Origin of the sequence: Rhizobium sp. RHZ02, from assembly GCF_014851575.1 — a bacterium.
Taxonomy (GTDB): Bacteria; Pseudomonadota; Alphaproteobacteria; order Rhizobiales; family Rhizobiaceae; genus Rhizobium; species Rhizobium altiplani.
Map to the genome: position 1 here is coordinate 1 of NZ_JACUZX010000021.1, position 13,918 is coordinate 13,918.

Below are 13,918 nucleotides of genomic sequence, written 5' to 3' on the forward strand. Positions count from 1 at the left end.
GCCGCAAGGAGTTTCGACGCAATATCAAATGCCCTGAGCGACATCTGTGCACTGTTCCCCGTCGAAGAATGTCGAAACTACTTCAGGGCCGCAGGGTATGAGGCGATTTAGACGCGACAAGCTTTAGGACGTCGAGCTACAGCCCCGCCAACGGTCAAGCAGTGCTTCGGCCGCACTCGAAGCATGACAGCATCCAGACCCGGCACCTCGATCCCCGTCCGACCGTCGACGCGTTCTTCATCCTTGCAGATATCTGTGACTTCCCATTCGTCTGGTACCGAGAACTCAATCGATCGAACTTCGCGGCTATGATTGATCAGGACGACAAACCGAAGTTCGGGCGAGAACGCGTGCTCCGTTACGGCAATTGCCGGATCGGCAACCTCTATCAAGCGCGACTTCCTGTTCGCCTTCGAGAACTGCGCATAGAGCCGCCAATAGGGATTGTCCTCACTAAACAAGGTTCCGGCAAATTCGACCTCAACTGGAAAAGCCAAAGCGTAAACATTACCCTTGCCGAGGCGATTGCTCCAGAAGACGGGATCGCCAGTATCGTCCCTCGTTGCAATGGCTTCGCCTGACGTCAATTTCACCCGTGTCTCGCCAGCTCCGAGTATTTCGATCTGATGGCCACCATCCAGGATCGTTGCGGACGCCGCCATCGGTGATTTAGACCGCGATACTATCTCGGCACCAAACGTTTCCACGAAATGGGGCACGATGCCGTCCTTGAAGGACACGTAAAGCGTCGCCCCTTCCCTGGCCCGCCGCAGCAGTTCGAGCCATACGCGCTTCGGTATGCAGTTGGGACCAGTCAACGAAGGCAGGATGTAGATGCCAGCTTCGGGAATCTCTTGATGAACGTGACAATAGGCGAGCTGCAACTTTGCTTGCTTGGCAAGGACAAACGATCCATAGGCGGCCGCCCAATCGTCCTGATTGTCCGACAGGATGCAGACAGCATCGATCGCTGCAGCAGGTAGCGTGCCATTTGGAACATGCCCCATCACCTTCTGGAATTTTGCGAACTCCTCCAAGACAGGTTTCGCCGTGTGGTCGGTCTTCACCAATCCGAGCTCGGTTTCGACGGCGAACCAATCATAGGGCGCATGACCGAGACCGGTTTGATCGTAGGCACACCACCATCCAAAGGCTCGGCAATCGTTCGCCCACAAGGACCACATGTTGACCCGAGCGAACTTCGCCGAAACTTCATCGCTGGCAATCATCGGACCCATTGTCCCGACTTCCTCGACGATACAGGGCTTGCCGCTGATATCGCGATAGAAGCTGGTTTCTGCGGTCGCGTGGAATGTCGTTCGGAAGTCATCGACGTGGCCGAGTTCGGCGTGGCGAACCCAGTACGGGTACGGATGCGTCGTCAGGATATCGGTCAACTCACCCTGATCTTCGATCAGCCACGGGTTCTTATGGCCTTTCAACCGCGAAGAAAGGGTATGCATGCCGGAGACGACCGACCGCGAAGGATCGGCGCGCTTGATGGCACTCGAAATGGCCGCGGTCCATGTATAGGCGACGTCCGGATTATCTGCGACGCCCATGCAATTGCATTCGTTTCCGAGATCCCATACCGCGATCGAACCCTCGTCCTTCAGGGCACTCACGAATTCTCGGACAAATCGTATCTGCCAGGCAATGCTCCTCGCGTCACTGATAGGATCCATGCCCTCCAGTGCCGGCGGAACAAACAGGCGGCCGCTCATCCATCCGGTAATCACACCGACAACGAGTTTGAGATCGTGCTTTTCGGCGAGAGCGCACATTTCCCGAAACCGGCCGATCATTGTCGAGGACAGTCCGGCCCGGCCAAGGGCATCGGTTCCAAGAGGCTCTTCGCGTAGCCGATATTCATAAGGGGCGGCGGAATGTGTTCGAAGCAGCTTGATCGGCTGAAAGTCGGGCCACAATGGGAAGACCCGCAACCAACGGACCCCATGCTTAACCAGGGCAGCCATGTCGGCATCAACGACGGACGGCTGCCAATCCTGCCACATGTTCGTCCCCGCATGGGATGCCCAGTAGTTGCATCCGAGTGCCAAGCCCCCCTGAGGAAAGAGCTTGATTGAATCATTCGCCAAACCGACCAAAACACATCTCCGAAATCGATTACGTAAGCGAATACACAAAATATCAAGACCCCACAAGTGCTGTAAAATCAGATATGTTTGACACTGTTCGTCGAGAGAATTAGGGGTAATCTCTATATCGTTTTCGGAGAGTTCCATGAGGAGCAATCGTGGTCGCGTTGATCGCCAGCCAAAACCAACGCTCAAAACGATCGCGCAGCTCACTGGGCTGACCCCTGCGACCGTCTCCCGTGCGCTCAACGATGCCGACGACATAAGCTCATCGACGAAAGAGCGCGTGAGGCTCGCGGCACGCCAGATAGGCTATCGCCCGGACCGCGCAGGGTTCAGACTTCGTACGGGCAAGTCACGCGTTATTGCCCTGGTGCTGAACATGGAAGATGAAATCCTTGGCATAGCCGGGCCGCTTGTAAACGGCGTCGCCGAGGTGCTCTCCCGTTCAGGCTATGGCATGGTGGTGGTGCCGGATAGCCCGCATGAGGACCCGTTGAAGGCCGTCGGAGAGGTTCTCGACAGCGGCATGGCCGATGGACTGATCATCACCCGTACCCAACCGATGGATCAGCGCGTTATCTTTTTGACGAACGAAGAGTTTCCGTTCGTCACCTTCGGTCGAACGCAGCTACGGAGTGTTCACGCCTCCGTCGATTTCGACAATGAGACCTTCGCTTATGAGAGCGTTCGACGGCTTGCGGACAACGGGCGGCGAAATATCGCGCTCCTGGCGCCACCGTCGCATCTGATGTTCTGCAAGCACATGTCGGACGGATTCCGCCGAGGCATCCGTGACTTTGGATGCGTGGAAGTACCGTTTGGCAACGTCGATCTCGACAGCCCCCTGGAGGATATTTTCAAGGAGGGGACACGCTGGCCATTCGAGAGCGGCTTGGTTGACGGCTTTGTCGCCGGCAGCGCAAGTACTGGTGTCGCTCTCCTTGCTGGACTCGAAAGCGTCGGAGCCCGGATCAAGGTCGATTTTGACATGGTTGCGAAAGAGCCGACGCGTTTCACCGAGTGGATCAGGCCCGAGATTATCGCCATAAACGAGGATATTCGTGCGGCCGGAAACGAATTGGCCCGCACTATCATTTCCGTAGCCAATGGCGTGGAACTGCCGAACCTGCAGTCACTCATTGCTCCGAAATTTCGTGACGCGTCGGTTTGATCCGACACCTTCGCTCCGGCCAATCCCTCTAGCCGGAGCCTATCTATGTGGGCTATTGCGCGCTCGGCGCCACCATCGGCGTTGGCCGATGAATTGTCATGCCCTAGTTGCCAAGCAGGCCGCGCGTGGCAAGGTTGCGCATGAGCGCGGCCGTCCCGAAGGTCCAGGGCGGGCATTCGGTCGACAAGGCCACCGTGTTGATCAGGCTGCCCAACTCAGCGTTCGAAATTGCTACCCTGTCGCCTATCTTGTGCGTAAAGCCCTGGCCGGGTGTATCGCGATCCTCGACCGGCGCAAAAAGGGTTCCCATGAACAGCATGAGCCCATCAGGATATTGATGGTGGCGACCAATCGTCTGGGCGACGAGATCGAGCGGATCGCGACTGATCTCCTTCATCGAACTGCTGCCATCAAGGACGAAACCGTCCCTGCCCTCGATCCGTAGTTCCAGTTCGGCGTTGCGCACGTCCGCGATCGAGTAAGTCTCGTCAAACAGGCGGATAAACGGCCCGATGGAGCAAGAGGCGTTGTTGTCCTTTGCCTTGCCGAGAAGAAGCGCCGAACGACCCTCGATATCGCGCAGGTTGACATCGTTGCCGAGTGTCGCCCCCTTCACGCGCCCCCGGCTGTCGACGGCCAGCACGATCTCGGGCTCGGGATTGTTCCAGTTCGACACCGGATGAAGTCCAACGGAGGCGCCCCAGCCGACGGAGGACAGCACCTGCGCCTTGGTAAAGACCTCTGCGTCTGGTCCGATACCCACTTCCAGATATTGCGACCAGAGGCCGACCTCGATCAATGCCTCCTTGACCTTTGCTGCTTCCTCCGATCCGGCACGCAGGTCGCGCAAGCTATCCCCGATAACCGCCGTCACGCGTTCGCGTATCGAGCGCGCCATGTCCGGGTTTCCGGCAGCTCTTTCTTCGATCACCCGCTCGAGCATCGATCTCGCGAAGGTGACACCGCACGCCTTCACCGCCTGCAGGTCACAGGGTGCAAGCATCGAAAATGGGGCATGGTCGGGTAGATCCGGGTCCATGATCGCTCCCAGCGACGCGACGATTTCGCCGGGCTGCGCGCGAACGAACGAGACCGGATCGTCTTTCTCCAGCAGGTCGCGCATCGTCGGCGCCTCGGCACAGGTGATATCGAACACCATTCCGTCGCGCACGACGACCACGGACGGACCGCCAAACTCGGAGCGGAATATCCGGCCAGCAAACGTGCCGCATTCGAACGAATTCAGTGCCATGAGGAACTCCAGTCCAAAGTCATCGAACTTGTGAGGGTTTTGCCGGGCTGAAGAACCGTCAGCCCGGGCATACCGGGAAGATTGTGCGCATCCACCGGATGAGAAACAGGCTCGAAACAGAAGAAATCCGCATCCGACCCGGGCGAATAGACGACAGTAACGTCGAGATTGTCAGATGCGCTCAAGCGAAAGGAGACGGCATCAGGGCCTTGTTCGACATCGCAGGAGCCCAGCCAGCCAGTGAACGCATTGTTGATCCACTCGGCCGGCAAAGGGGTCGGCGCCGAGAAATCCCAACAACCGTCCGCATCAATATCGACCAATGTCAGCGGCAGATGTCTTTCATTCTCCAGCCAGACTTTGTTCGCTGAAAACCGAACTGTTGTTCGTGCGCTTCGCGGAAACCAGGGATGAAACCCGATGCCGAAAGGCAAGGCCGTCGGTGATGTCGATGTCACCTCCAAACGCACGACAAGCCGGGTTTGCGACAAGACGAGCGTCTGCTTTGCATCATATCGGAACGGACCAATACTACCGTGAGGACAATGCAGCGTGATCGTCGATGTATCCCGCCCGGCGATCAGCCACTCCCGCATGAACGCATCTCCGTGAATCGGAAGCTCTTGACCGCCCAAATTGGGACTGACGGCGTGGAAGTGCTCGCCGAATACAAACCCTCCCTGCGATATCCGGTTGGAGAAGGGAACCAGAACATTACAGCCCAGAGCGAAAGGACCATCAGTGATCCGCCCGCTCCACGGCCGCAGGAGAGGCCGATACCTCCCCTCGGCGTCGCGAACATCAAGCCGCGCCAGACCGCCACCCAAGCTGGGAACAACGGCGACGCGGGCTTTGTCGTTCTCCAGAACGATCTCCTGCGGATGCAATTACCAGCCTCCGTCGATGGCAAAATTCTGGCCCGAGATCATATCGGACGCCGGCGACACCAGAAAGAGAACGAGGCTCGCGACATGGTCGGGCTCGATGCGCTTCTTCAGGCACTGACGGTCCAGAACCCAGTCGCTATATTGCTGCAGCCGATCCCCGAACACGCGCTCTTCTGCTTCGGAAACCACCGCGCCCGGCGAGACGGCATTGACGTTGATGCCATACGGACCGAGTTCACGGGCGAGCCCCTTGGTCAGACCGAGCATCGCGCCTTTCGACGCCACATAAGGCACATAGCCGTCCCACTGCCCGTTCATGGTGATTGACGTGAAATTGAGGATCTTTCCGCTTCGCTTCGGTTTCATGAACGGCGCGACTGCCCGCACCACCGCAAAAGCGGCGGATGAGTTGACCCGGATTTGATCCTCATATTCCTCCAGGCTAAACGCCTCGAACGGCCTGTTGATGATCAAGGCGGCGTTGTTTATAAGGATGTCGATGCCACCTAGGGCTTTGGCTTCCTCGCTGACAATTTCCTCCGTGACCTGCAGCTGGTTGAGATCGCAACCGAGGAACCGAACGCCGGCTCCAAGTTCTGCCGCTTTCTGCGCGCCGTCTTCGATGTCTGGCCGATCAAGAACGATCACGGAAGCGCCTTCGGCATGAAGCCGTAGCACCTGAGTCCTTCCCAGAGTTCCGAGGCCTCCTGTTATCAGGGCCGTCTTTCCTTCTAGCATTCCCATTGGCTTTTCCTCAGAGCACCGACTGAACTTCTTCGATCGTCGTGTCGCCGATCCGCTTGTCGAGCACGACTTGGCCACGGGCCATGGCGACAACCCGATCACAGCATTCGAAGACATGGTGCATGTTGTGACTGATGAAGATGCCGGTTACGTTCTGCTCTTTCAGGGAACGAACGAAACCGATGACCTTGTTGGTTTCCTTGACCGAAAGGTGATTGGTCGGCTCATCAAGGATCATCACCTTCGATTTGAAGTGCATGGCACGCGCAATGGCGACGCCCTGCCGCTGCCCGCCAGACAGCTCGCCGACAAGGGCATCCGGCGATCTCAGATGCAAATCCACATTGCTGATGGCCTTGACGCTCTCCTCACGCATCCTGCCCATGTCCATGACACCGACGCCTGCAATCGAAAACCGCATGGGCTCCCGACCGATGAAGAGGTTGCGCGCGATCGACATGGTCGGGACCATGGAGTTGTATTGATAGATGGTCTCGATGCCGAGCCGCATCGAGTCGCGAGGGCCAGAAATGGCGACCTTTTGGCCCTCCACGAAGATCTCGCCCTCGTCCTGTCGCTGGACGCCTGACAAGATGTTGATCAGGGTGGACTTTCCAGCACCGTTGTCGCCAATCAGCCCGACAGCTTCGTTCCGCGCGAAATCGATCGAAACACCTTTGACGGCATGAACACCCGAATACCATTTGTGCAGGTTTTTAACCGAAACGATGGGTTCGTTCATGGCTCACACCTCCACCTTGATTGCCTTGGCGCGCTTGCGCAGCCAAGAGTTTGCAATAACCGCGAAGATCGTCAGCGATCCGATAGCGAACTTGAACCAGTTGGCGTCGACCTGGCTAAGGATGAGGCCATTGTCGATGACGCGGATTAGCGCCACACCGATAATCCCTCCGAGAACAGCGCCGATGCCGCCTGTCAATGCAGTTCCGCCAATGACCGCAGCCGCGACAGCCTGCAATTCCATGCCTTCCCCGATGGATGGCAAGGGAGAGCCGAGGCGCAAGACCTGGATCAACCCAGCAAATCCACTCAGAACCGAGCATAGGATGAAGCAGGCAATTTTGACGCGCGCCGTGGGGATGCCCATCGCATTTGCTGCGGGAAGAAAGCCGCCAGTCGCACGCACCCAATTGCCGAAATTCGTGCGGCTCAGCAGCAAGGACACGAGGATTGCGACAGCGACGAACCAGATAAAGGACATACGGAAGAGCTCACCCGGTCCGACGAAACTGACAAATAGCCAGGTCGGTAGATCCGCCGACAGCAACGGCGGAAACCCACCGGAGACCACCACCGTTAGCGAGCGCGCCACAAACATCATTCCGAGCGTCGTGATAAAGCTCGGGATGGCGAACTGGATCGTGAGAAAGCCGTTCAGGAAGCCGATTGCGACGCACACTAGCAATCCCGCCGCCAGCGCCACGGAAAAGGGGACATCATGGGTCATTAGGACCGCGACCGTCATCGGCATCAACGCGAACACCGCGCCAACCGAGAGGTCGAACTCGCCACATATCATCAAGACGGTCACGCCGATGGCGACCAAGGCCATCTCGGGCAAGATTCCGAACACGCCTCGCAGGTTGCCAGCGGTAATGAATAGTCCTCCTGACCGGCTCTGAAACAGGAAGATCAAAACGACCAGCAGAAGGAGAGCGGCAAGCTCTGGCTTCTCCATATAAATCTTCAGAAGTCTTTTCATTAAGCAATCTCCAGAGTGGAAGGGGCTCATGAGTGATCCCCTTCCTGCCTTTGACTTAGCGCAGGCCCTTAGCGGACAGATCCATGATCATGCCTGCATCCGCCGGGCGCACGATGCCTTGGCCCGTATCGATGTTCGAGGGCGCAAGACCCAGCTTCTTGGCGAGGTAAACTTCCATCACCGGCATGAAACCTTGCATGTATGGCTGCTGGTCGACCTCGGCCTGCACATAGCCGGCCTGCATCTGCTGGACCACTTCAGGAACGAGGTCGAAACCGCCGAGCAGAACCTTGCCGGGCGCAATGCCGCGATCCTTCAGAACTCGTGCGACCGATGCATGCCAGAAACCCGTGTCGAGATAGGCGGTGGTTTCGGGATGCGCGTTGAGGTAGGCGCCGACACGGTCTGCGGTCACAGCAAGGTCAGTTCCGCTGTCGATGCGGTCCCAAGAAATATCCCGCGCGGGGTTGGCAGCCTTATATTCTTCAAGAAAATCAATGACACCCCGCCCGCGCGCCTCCGACCAGTTCTGCCCAGGCGCGGAGACGCCAACCAGAACCTTGACCGGCCCATCCTTCGGAAAACTCTCGGAGATCGCCTTGCCGAGCGAATGACCGGCCGGCCGGAAGCCCTGGCCGACGAACGCCGCGCGTTTGTTACCGTCGGCCCCCTTACTGTCATCAACGTTGACGCCAATCACAACAACGCCGTCTTTGACCGCGCGATCAATCACGTCGTCGAGCGCCTTGTCGTCAACGATCGAGGTCAAGAGCGCGTCAGGCTTGCGAGCAAGTGCTGCTTCAATGTTCGACAGCTGCTGCTCGACCGATCCTTCGGTTTGCGTGAAGACCATCTGGCAGTTCGCGCCGATCTTCTCGCAGGCGTCGTCGAAGCCCTTCTTGACCGCCTGCCAGAAGGTATTTGATGCCGACGAATGGTGCGCAAAAACGATGTTCAGCGGTTCGGCCTGTGCGATGCTCGTAGTGGCTAAAAGGGCAAGCCCCCATGCACCGCAGATAATGCTCTTTCTCATGCCTTTTCCTCCCAGGTTTGCGTGTTACTTCAGTTACAAAGTCAGATGCTTACGGAGTTCGATATGCGGCGAGACACCGTGAATGCCTTATCGAGATCGGGATGCAGTTCCATGCCCAATCCGGCACCAGGCGGCACGGTGATCATTCCGTTTTTCACCTCGGGCAATGCCGTGACGAGATCGCGATACCAGGTTTTGTAGAAGGCCCGCACACTCTCCTGGACAAGCGCATTGGGCGCGTTGAGCGAAAGATGCGTCGAGGCGCAAAGCACGACGGGCCCGGTACAATCATGAGGCGCGACCGGCAGATGCCAGGCTTCCGCCATCGCAGCTATCTTCCTTGCTTCCGACAGTCCCCCGCACCAGCTGATGTCGAGCATCACAACGCCAGCCGCCCCGGTCTCCAACAGATCGCGGAAGGCCCAGCGCGAACCCAGCGTTTCCGATGCCGAAATCGGTGCGGGCGACACGGCCGCGTAGCGTCCGAGACTGGAGAGACTGTCCATCTTGATCGGATCTTCGTGCCAGAATGTCTGGTAGGGCGTCAGCGCCTTTGCGATCTGCATGGCAGGCAGCAGTTGCCACATCGAATGGAACTCGACCATGATGTCCATCCTGTCGCCCACGGCCGAACGAATTTTCTCGAACGGCTCCAGCGCCCGCCTGAGATCCGGTGAGGAAATGTACTGGCCGCGGGCCTTCTCCGCCGCGATATCGAAGGGCCATATCTTCATGGCCGTTATCCCTTCTTCAAGCAGGGAGTGGGCGAGTTCGTCGGCGTGAAGAAGGAAGCCATTCAGATCGTCGTAAGCGTTGGTCGCAGATGTCGCCAGATCGTAGTTAGCCGTCGTTTGGCCGGTTGCCTTCTTGATGTATTCCGTACCGGCGCAGGTATTGTAAGTGCGGATTTCGCGACGGCTGAATCCGCCCAACAGCTGTGCAATCGGCTGTCCGGTTGCCTTGCCAAAGATGTCCCACAGTGCAATGTCAAATGCCGAGTTGCCCCGCACCTCAGCCCCTGACGACCGAAATCCGAGATAACCGACGAGATCTGCGGCCAGGAGATCGATCTGCAGCGGGTCGCGTCCAATAACGCGTGGCGCTACGTATTCGTGAATGTAGGCTTCCACGGTCTCTGCACCGAAGAAAGTCTCCCCGAGACCGGTAATTCCTTCATCCGTATGGACCAGTACCCAGAGCAGGTTCTGGCGTTCCGCGACACGCACGGTCTCTAGTTTCGTGATTTTCATAAGATGCTTCCCTATGCGACGCCGGCTGCCAGCAACGCCTTCACGCTCTCTTCAAAATGCTGGGCCATCAATTGGCTTGCAGCCTGGGGGTCACCCGCAACAATCGCCTCGGCGATCGCGACATGCAGGTCGTTCATGGCATGCCGCTCATTGTCAGATGATCGACTGCGCCATCCGATTGGCCATGTCTGTCTCGAGACACCCTGAAATGCGCCGACAATCATCGCGAAGATCGGGTTCTTGGAGGCGCGAGCAATCTCAAGATGAAATGCCAGGTCGCTCTCCATGACCCGTTCCGCCGCATCGAAATTTGTACGCATCGCCTCGGCATGCTCAAGAATCGCACGGGCTTCATCATTGGAGCGGCGCAGCGCCGCGAGTGTTGCCGTCCGCACTTCAATGGTCCGGCGCACGTCATAGATTTGCTGGACATTGATTTGTGCGGTGTCAATGCCATGCTCGATCATCAGCGACATCGCACCATGATCCAGTTGCGCGACCATCGCTCGCTTGCCGACACGCAGGTCGATGAGCCTCATTGCTGCAAGCGACCGGAATGCCTCGCGCACCACTGTGCGCGATACGCTGAGCTCTTTAGACAACGCTCCTTCGCTTGGCAGGCGATCGCCCGGGCCCAGTTCGTTCATGCGGATATGAGCGGTGATCGCTCCAATCGCATTGCTGACCAGCCCCGCGTTTCCGACTACCTCCGAAACAGTCGCCATGATAACTCCGTTTAAAAGTTCAAAACCTGTATGACAGCTTTCATTGATTTATGCGTATTTTATGATTACCCTGTCTGTCAACAGTCAATATTCGGACCGGGGGTTTCTGTGGGAATAAATGTTGAGGTGGCTCTGACGGCGGCCAACATCGTGGGGGAGAGCGCAGTATGGGATGACCACAGGCAGCGCCTGCTGTGGGTCGATATTGTTGGACGAGCCATCCATGCCCTGACGCCGGCAACGGGTGAGTACCAAAGCTGGCCGACGCCTGACATGCCAACCTCGATCGGACTGAGGCAAGACGGCGGAGCGATTGTCGGCCTCGCCACCACGATTGCGCTTTGGGATTACGGAGACGTGTTCCGGACGGTTGCGACAGTAGAGCCCGGGACGACCGGCAATCGATTGAATGAAGGCGTCGTCGGTCCGGATGGCGCCTTTTGGGTCGGCACAATGCAGAACAACATCGCCGCTGACGGCACGCCATTGGCAATGAACGGCGAGAAGGGTCGGCTCTACCGTTACACCCCCGATGGCAGGGTGCTACCCTTGACGAACGATCTATTCGGCATCACCAACACCTTGGTCTGGCCGGGTGACGGTACCGTGCTGACGGCGGACACGCTTCAAAACACGATCTACTCTTATGAGATCGCCGGCTCTATGCTCCGCAACCGCGTTCCAGTATTTGCCGGCTTCGAGCGAGGCCTTCCAGATGGCTCGTGCCTAGACGACGAGGGGTTCATCTGGAATTGCCGCGTCGCCCGTGGTGGCTGCATCGTCCGCTTAGATCCAAAGGGACGCGTGGACCGGGTCGTTGACCTGCCGGTTTCCCAGCCAACAAGCTGCACTTTTGGCGGCCATGACCTTTCCACTCTTTTCGTCACTTCCGCCCGGTTTTCGATGACGGACGAAGAGGTAAGGGGAAATCCGCTCGAAGGCGCCCTGCTCGCCATTAACATGGGAAAGCGCGGCCGAAGGGCAAATCGCTTCGGGTAGATCCCATCGCCAGCGGCAAGATAGGTATAGGCTGCACGCACAATCGGGAATGAGGTATTACCCGCGCATCAGAACTTGATTGCCGGCGTACTTTAGTTCCGCCTCTGCAACCGATCGAACATTGGCAAGTTCTCCGGATGCCGCCTATTGTCCGGCAGCCTATGGTTACGCCACCTATGGAGAAGCGGTAGGAGCCCATGCGGCTCGTCTTTCACCTGCAGCCGTAACCTGCCAGCTCCCGGCCGCTCGGACATCGGCGTGCGGAACCACTTCCGGCGCTTTGTCGGCCTCTCTGAAATGCGGTAATCTCATTCGCTTTGCGAGCGATGGGTTCTTCTCCAGGTGTCGTTCTTCGAACGCGGTGCACCCCTCCGCCTTTTGCGCATTGTCGCCCAGCTTACAGCCAATGAGAAAGTCGCATGTGCTGGTCATGTCTACTTTCCAGGTCATGAATCGCAGCCGACTTCGAGCACCGCCGCATTGTCCTGGTGCTCTCGCAGCCCCTTGTAGGAGGCGTGCCGAAGCTTTCCATCATGCGTCCATGCTCGATACTCAACTTCGGCGATGAGGGTCGGCTGCACCCAGACAATGTCCTTCTGGCGGCCGTCGTACACGACTGGCGGCCGCCTTCTGACGATGCGGTCCAGCAGTTTCCGAAGCGCGGCCGCGCTATTTTCATTGAAACCCGTGCCAACGTTGCCAACATAAATCCACGCGTCCCCCTTTCGAGCAGCCAGCAGCAGACTGCCGATCCCTCCTCGCGCCACAGGCGATGGCTCGTATCCGACCACGATAAAGCTGTCGCGCTGGACGCATTTGATCTTGACCCAATCGCCAAGGCGACCTGATCGATAACTGCTGTCCTTGTGCTTGGCGATTATCCCTTCGAGCCCATGCCGGGATGCAGCGGCAAAAATCTCACGGCCATCACCATCAATGGTATCGGACAGGCGGATAGCGCCATCCTCGTTTCGCAAGAGTGACTCCAGAAAGTAGCGCCGCGCCGTCAGTTCCAAGCTGCGGATATCGTGACCGTCGAAATAAAGCAGATCAAAAGCCATCATCATCGCCTGGCCGGACCGAAGCTTGCCTCCTCGTCCCCCGAGCGAGTTCTGCAGCATTCCGAAGTGAGGGCGACCTTCGGGATCGAGGACTACCGCCTCCCCGTCGATGATGGCGCTCCCAACATCCAGTGCCTTAGCCGCCTGGTCAATGTGTGGGAAGCGATGCGTCCAGTCGTGTCCGCCACGCGTCAGGATGCGAACGTTACCCTTGTTGAGGTGGACCGCGATCCGATACCCATCCCACTTTACTTCATAGAACCATTCGTCGCCGACCGGCGGGCGCGGCTTCAAAAGCGCCAGGCACGGCTCGATCCGGTCGGGCATTGGGTCGAATGGCAGCTGAGGCTGCTTGGGGTCGCGCGGCTCTCGTGGACGGGAACGGATTGGCTGGTAGTCGGCCAGCAACGGCCGTTCACGAGGAGCCTTCACCATTAGCCAGCCTTTTTCATCTCGGCGATGTCGTCGGGAAGTACGAGCATGCCTGCCTCGTGGGCAGCATCGACGAACGCGGCCCTGGCTGTATCGGCATCGGTATAAAATTCCAAGGCCTCCACCGATCGCATCAGCGCACTGTGAAATTTCTCGCCGCCGCGATGATGCCATTTGCCGCTGAGCAGCATGGCCGCCAGTTGGTCGACGGTCTCCGCTTTTCGATATCGTCCCATGCCATCGATTTCGACCTGCAGGGGCTTAATAAACACGGGAAGATCGACGGCCATGGCGAAACTCCTTGACATATCTCCGCCCACTAAAATGCCAAGTGATTCGTTTGTCTAGGGGAGTGAAAATATATAAGTCCAGCGGAACAAAAGCGTCGCATGGGAGTTAACCTTTCCCCTGAAGGATAGCCGTTTCCATTTGGAAAACACTTCTCTGGGTCCACTCTGATGTGGCTTTTTGCGGGATTGCTCAACTCTTTATATCAGTCATCACTAAATCAAAGAGCGTTGTGTCGTTGCCCAGCGAGC

General features: G+C 57.9%; 13 protein-coding genes. 2 read left to right on the top strand and 11 right to left on the bottom strand.

Annotated features, from left to right (window positions below):
- Positions 1–107: 107 nt before the first annotated feature.
- Positions 108–2,015, bottom strand: coding sequence for a glycoside hydrolase 5 family protein (locus tag IB244_RS23225; protein ID WP_192240515.1), 1,908 nt, complete (start codon positions 2,013–2,015; stop codon positions 108–110).
- Between the two features lie 229 nt (positions 2,016–2,244).
- Between IB244_RS23225 and IB244_RS23230 the strand changes: the two genes are divergently transcribed.
- Entirely contained in the window at positions 2,245–3,273 is a 1,029-nt protein-coding gene (locus IB244_RS23230; protein WP_169682065.1) for a LacI family transcriptional regulator, read from the top strand.
- Positions 3,274–3,376: 103 nt separating this feature from the next.
- Here IB244_RS23230 and IB244_RS23235 read toward each other — a convergent pair whose 3' ends face one another.
- Genes IB244_RS23235 through IB244_RS23270 form a run of 8 tightly spaced genes read right to left on the bottom strand, consistent with a single transcriptional unit; the run spans position 3,377 to position 10,887 of the window.
- Positions 3,377–4,525 carry a fumarylacetoacetate hydrolase family protein gene (locus IB244_RS23235; RefSeq protein WP_169682064.1) on the bottom strand — a complete coding sequence of 383 codons (1,149 nt, stop codon included), beginning with the start codon at positions 4,523–4,525 and terminating at the stop codon, positions 3,377–3,379.
- A complete protein-coding gene (locus IB244_RS23240; protein WP_169682063.1) occupies positions 4,516–5,412 on the bottom strand; it encodes an aldose 1-epimerase in 897 nt (298 codons plus the stop codon). The genes IB244_RS23235 and IB244_RS23240 overlap by 10 nt, the downstream gene beginning before the upstream one ends.
- On the bottom strand, positions 5,413–6,156 hold the full coding sequence (locus IB244_RS23245) for an SDR family oxidoreductase (protein WP_192305799.1): 744 nt from the start codon (positions 6,154–6,156) through the stop codon (positions 5,413–5,415).
- 10 nt (positions 6,157–6,166) lie between these two features.
- The gene (locus IB244_RS23250; protein ID WP_169682061.1) at positions 6,167–6,898 is read right to left on the bottom strand and encodes an ATP-binding cassette domain-containing protein; all 732 of its coding nucleotides are present in this window, start codon (positions 6,896–6,898) and stop codon (positions 6,167–6,169) included.
- A 3-nt stretch (positions 6,899–6,901) separates the two neighbouring features.
- The gene (locus IB244_RS23255; RefSeq protein ID WP_169682060.1) at positions 6,902–7,879 is read right to left on the bottom strand and encodes an ABC transporter permease; all 978 of its coding nucleotides are present in this window, start codon (positions 7,877–7,879) and stop codon (positions 6,902–6,904) included.
- A gap of 55 nt (positions 7,880–7,934) precedes the next feature.
- Entirely contained in the window at positions 7,935–8,912 is a 978-nt protein-coding gene (locus tag IB244_RS23260) for a sugar ABC transporter substrate-binding protein (RefSeq protein WP_169682059.1), read from the bottom strand.
- A 41-nt stretch (positions 8,913–8,953) separates the two neighbouring features.
- The gene (locus IB244_RS23265) at positions 8,954–10,162 is read right to left on the bottom strand and encodes a mandelate racemase/muconate lactonizing enzyme family protein (protein ID WP_169682058.1); all 1,209 of its coding nucleotides are present in this window, start codon (positions 10,160–10,162) and stop codon (positions 8,954–8,956) included.
- A gap of 11 nt (positions 10,163–10,173) precedes the next feature.
- Positions 10,174–10,887 (bottom strand): FadR/GntR family transcriptional regulator, encoded by a 714-nt coding sequence (locus IB244_RS23270; protein WP_169682057.1) that lies wholly within the window; start codon positions 10,885–10,887, stop codon positions 10,174–10,176.
- 108 nt (positions 10,888–10,995) lie between these two features.
- Between IB244_RS23270 and IB244_RS23275 the strand changes: the two genes are divergently transcribed.
- Complete coding sequence (locus tag IB244_RS23275) at positions 10,996–11,886, top strand: SMP-30/gluconolactonase/LRE family protein (protein WP_312867263.1); 891 nt, start codon at positions 10,996–10,998, stop codon at positions 11,884–11,886.
- Positions 11,887–12,332: 446 nt separating this feature from the next.
- On the opposite strand, the gene ligD is transcribed toward IB244_RS23275, so the two are convergent.
- Positions 12,333–13,382 carry a non-homologous end-joining DNA ligase gene (ligD, locus tag IB244_RS23280; protein ID WP_169682056.1) on the bottom strand — a complete coding sequence of 350 codons (1,050 nt, stop codon included), beginning with the start codon at positions 13,380–13,382 and terminating at the stop codon, positions 12,333–12,335.
- The gene (locus IB244_RS23285) at positions 13,382–13,669 is read right to left on the bottom strand and encodes a DUF982 domain-containing protein (RefSeq protein ID WP_018856289.1); all 288 of its coding nucleotides are present in this window, start codon (positions 13,667–13,669) and stop codon (positions 13,382–13,384) included. The genes ligD and IB244_RS23285 overlap by 1 nt, the downstream gene beginning before the upstream one ends.
- Between the last annotated feature and the right edge of the window lie 249 nt (positions 13,670–13,918).

Coding starts and splice junctions, on each gene's coding strand:
- IB244_RS23225 (WP_192240515.1), bottom strand. CDS start 2,015: ATGTGGCAGGATTGGCAGCCGTCCGTCGTTGATGCCGACATGGCTGCC.
- IB244_RS23230 (WP_169682065.1), top strand. CDS start 2,245: ATGAGGAGCAATCGTGGTCGCGTTGATCGCCAGCCAAAACCAACGCTC.
- IB244_RS23235 (WP_169682064.1), bottom strand. CDS start 4,525: ATGGCACTGAATTCGTTCGAATGCGGCACGTTTGCTGGCCGGATATTC.
- IB244_RS23245 (WP_192305799.1), bottom strand. CDS start 6,156: ATGGGAATGCTAGAAGGAAAGACGGCCCTGATAACAGGAGGCCTCGGA.
- IB244_RS23250 (WP_169682061.1), bottom strand. CDS start 6,898: ATGAACGAACCCATCGTTTCGGTTAAAAACCTGCACAAATGGTATTCG.
- IB244_RS23255 (WP_169682060.1), bottom strand. CDS start 7,879: ATGAAAAGACTTCTGAAGATTTATATGGAGAAGCCAGAGCTTGCCGCT.
- IB244_RS23260 (WP_169682059.1), bottom strand. CDS start 8,912: ATGAGAAAGAGCATTATCTGCGGTGCATGGGGGCTTGCCCTTTTAGCC.
- IB244_RS23265 (WP_169682058.1), bottom strand. CDS start 10,162: ATGAAAATCACGAAACTAGAGACCGTGCGTGTCGCGGAACGCCAGAAC.
- IB244_RS23270 (WP_169682057.1), bottom strand. CDS start 10,887: ATGGCGACTGTTTCGGAGGTAGTCGGAAACGCGGGGCTGGTCAGCAAT.
- ligD (WP_169682056.1), bottom strand. CDS start 13,382: ATGGTGAAGGCTCCTCGTGAACGGCCGTTGCTGGCCGACTACCAGCCA.
- IB244_RS23285 (WP_018856289.1), bottom strand. CDS start 13,669: ATGGCCGTCGATCTTCCCGTGTTTATTAAGCCCCTGCAGGTCGAAATC.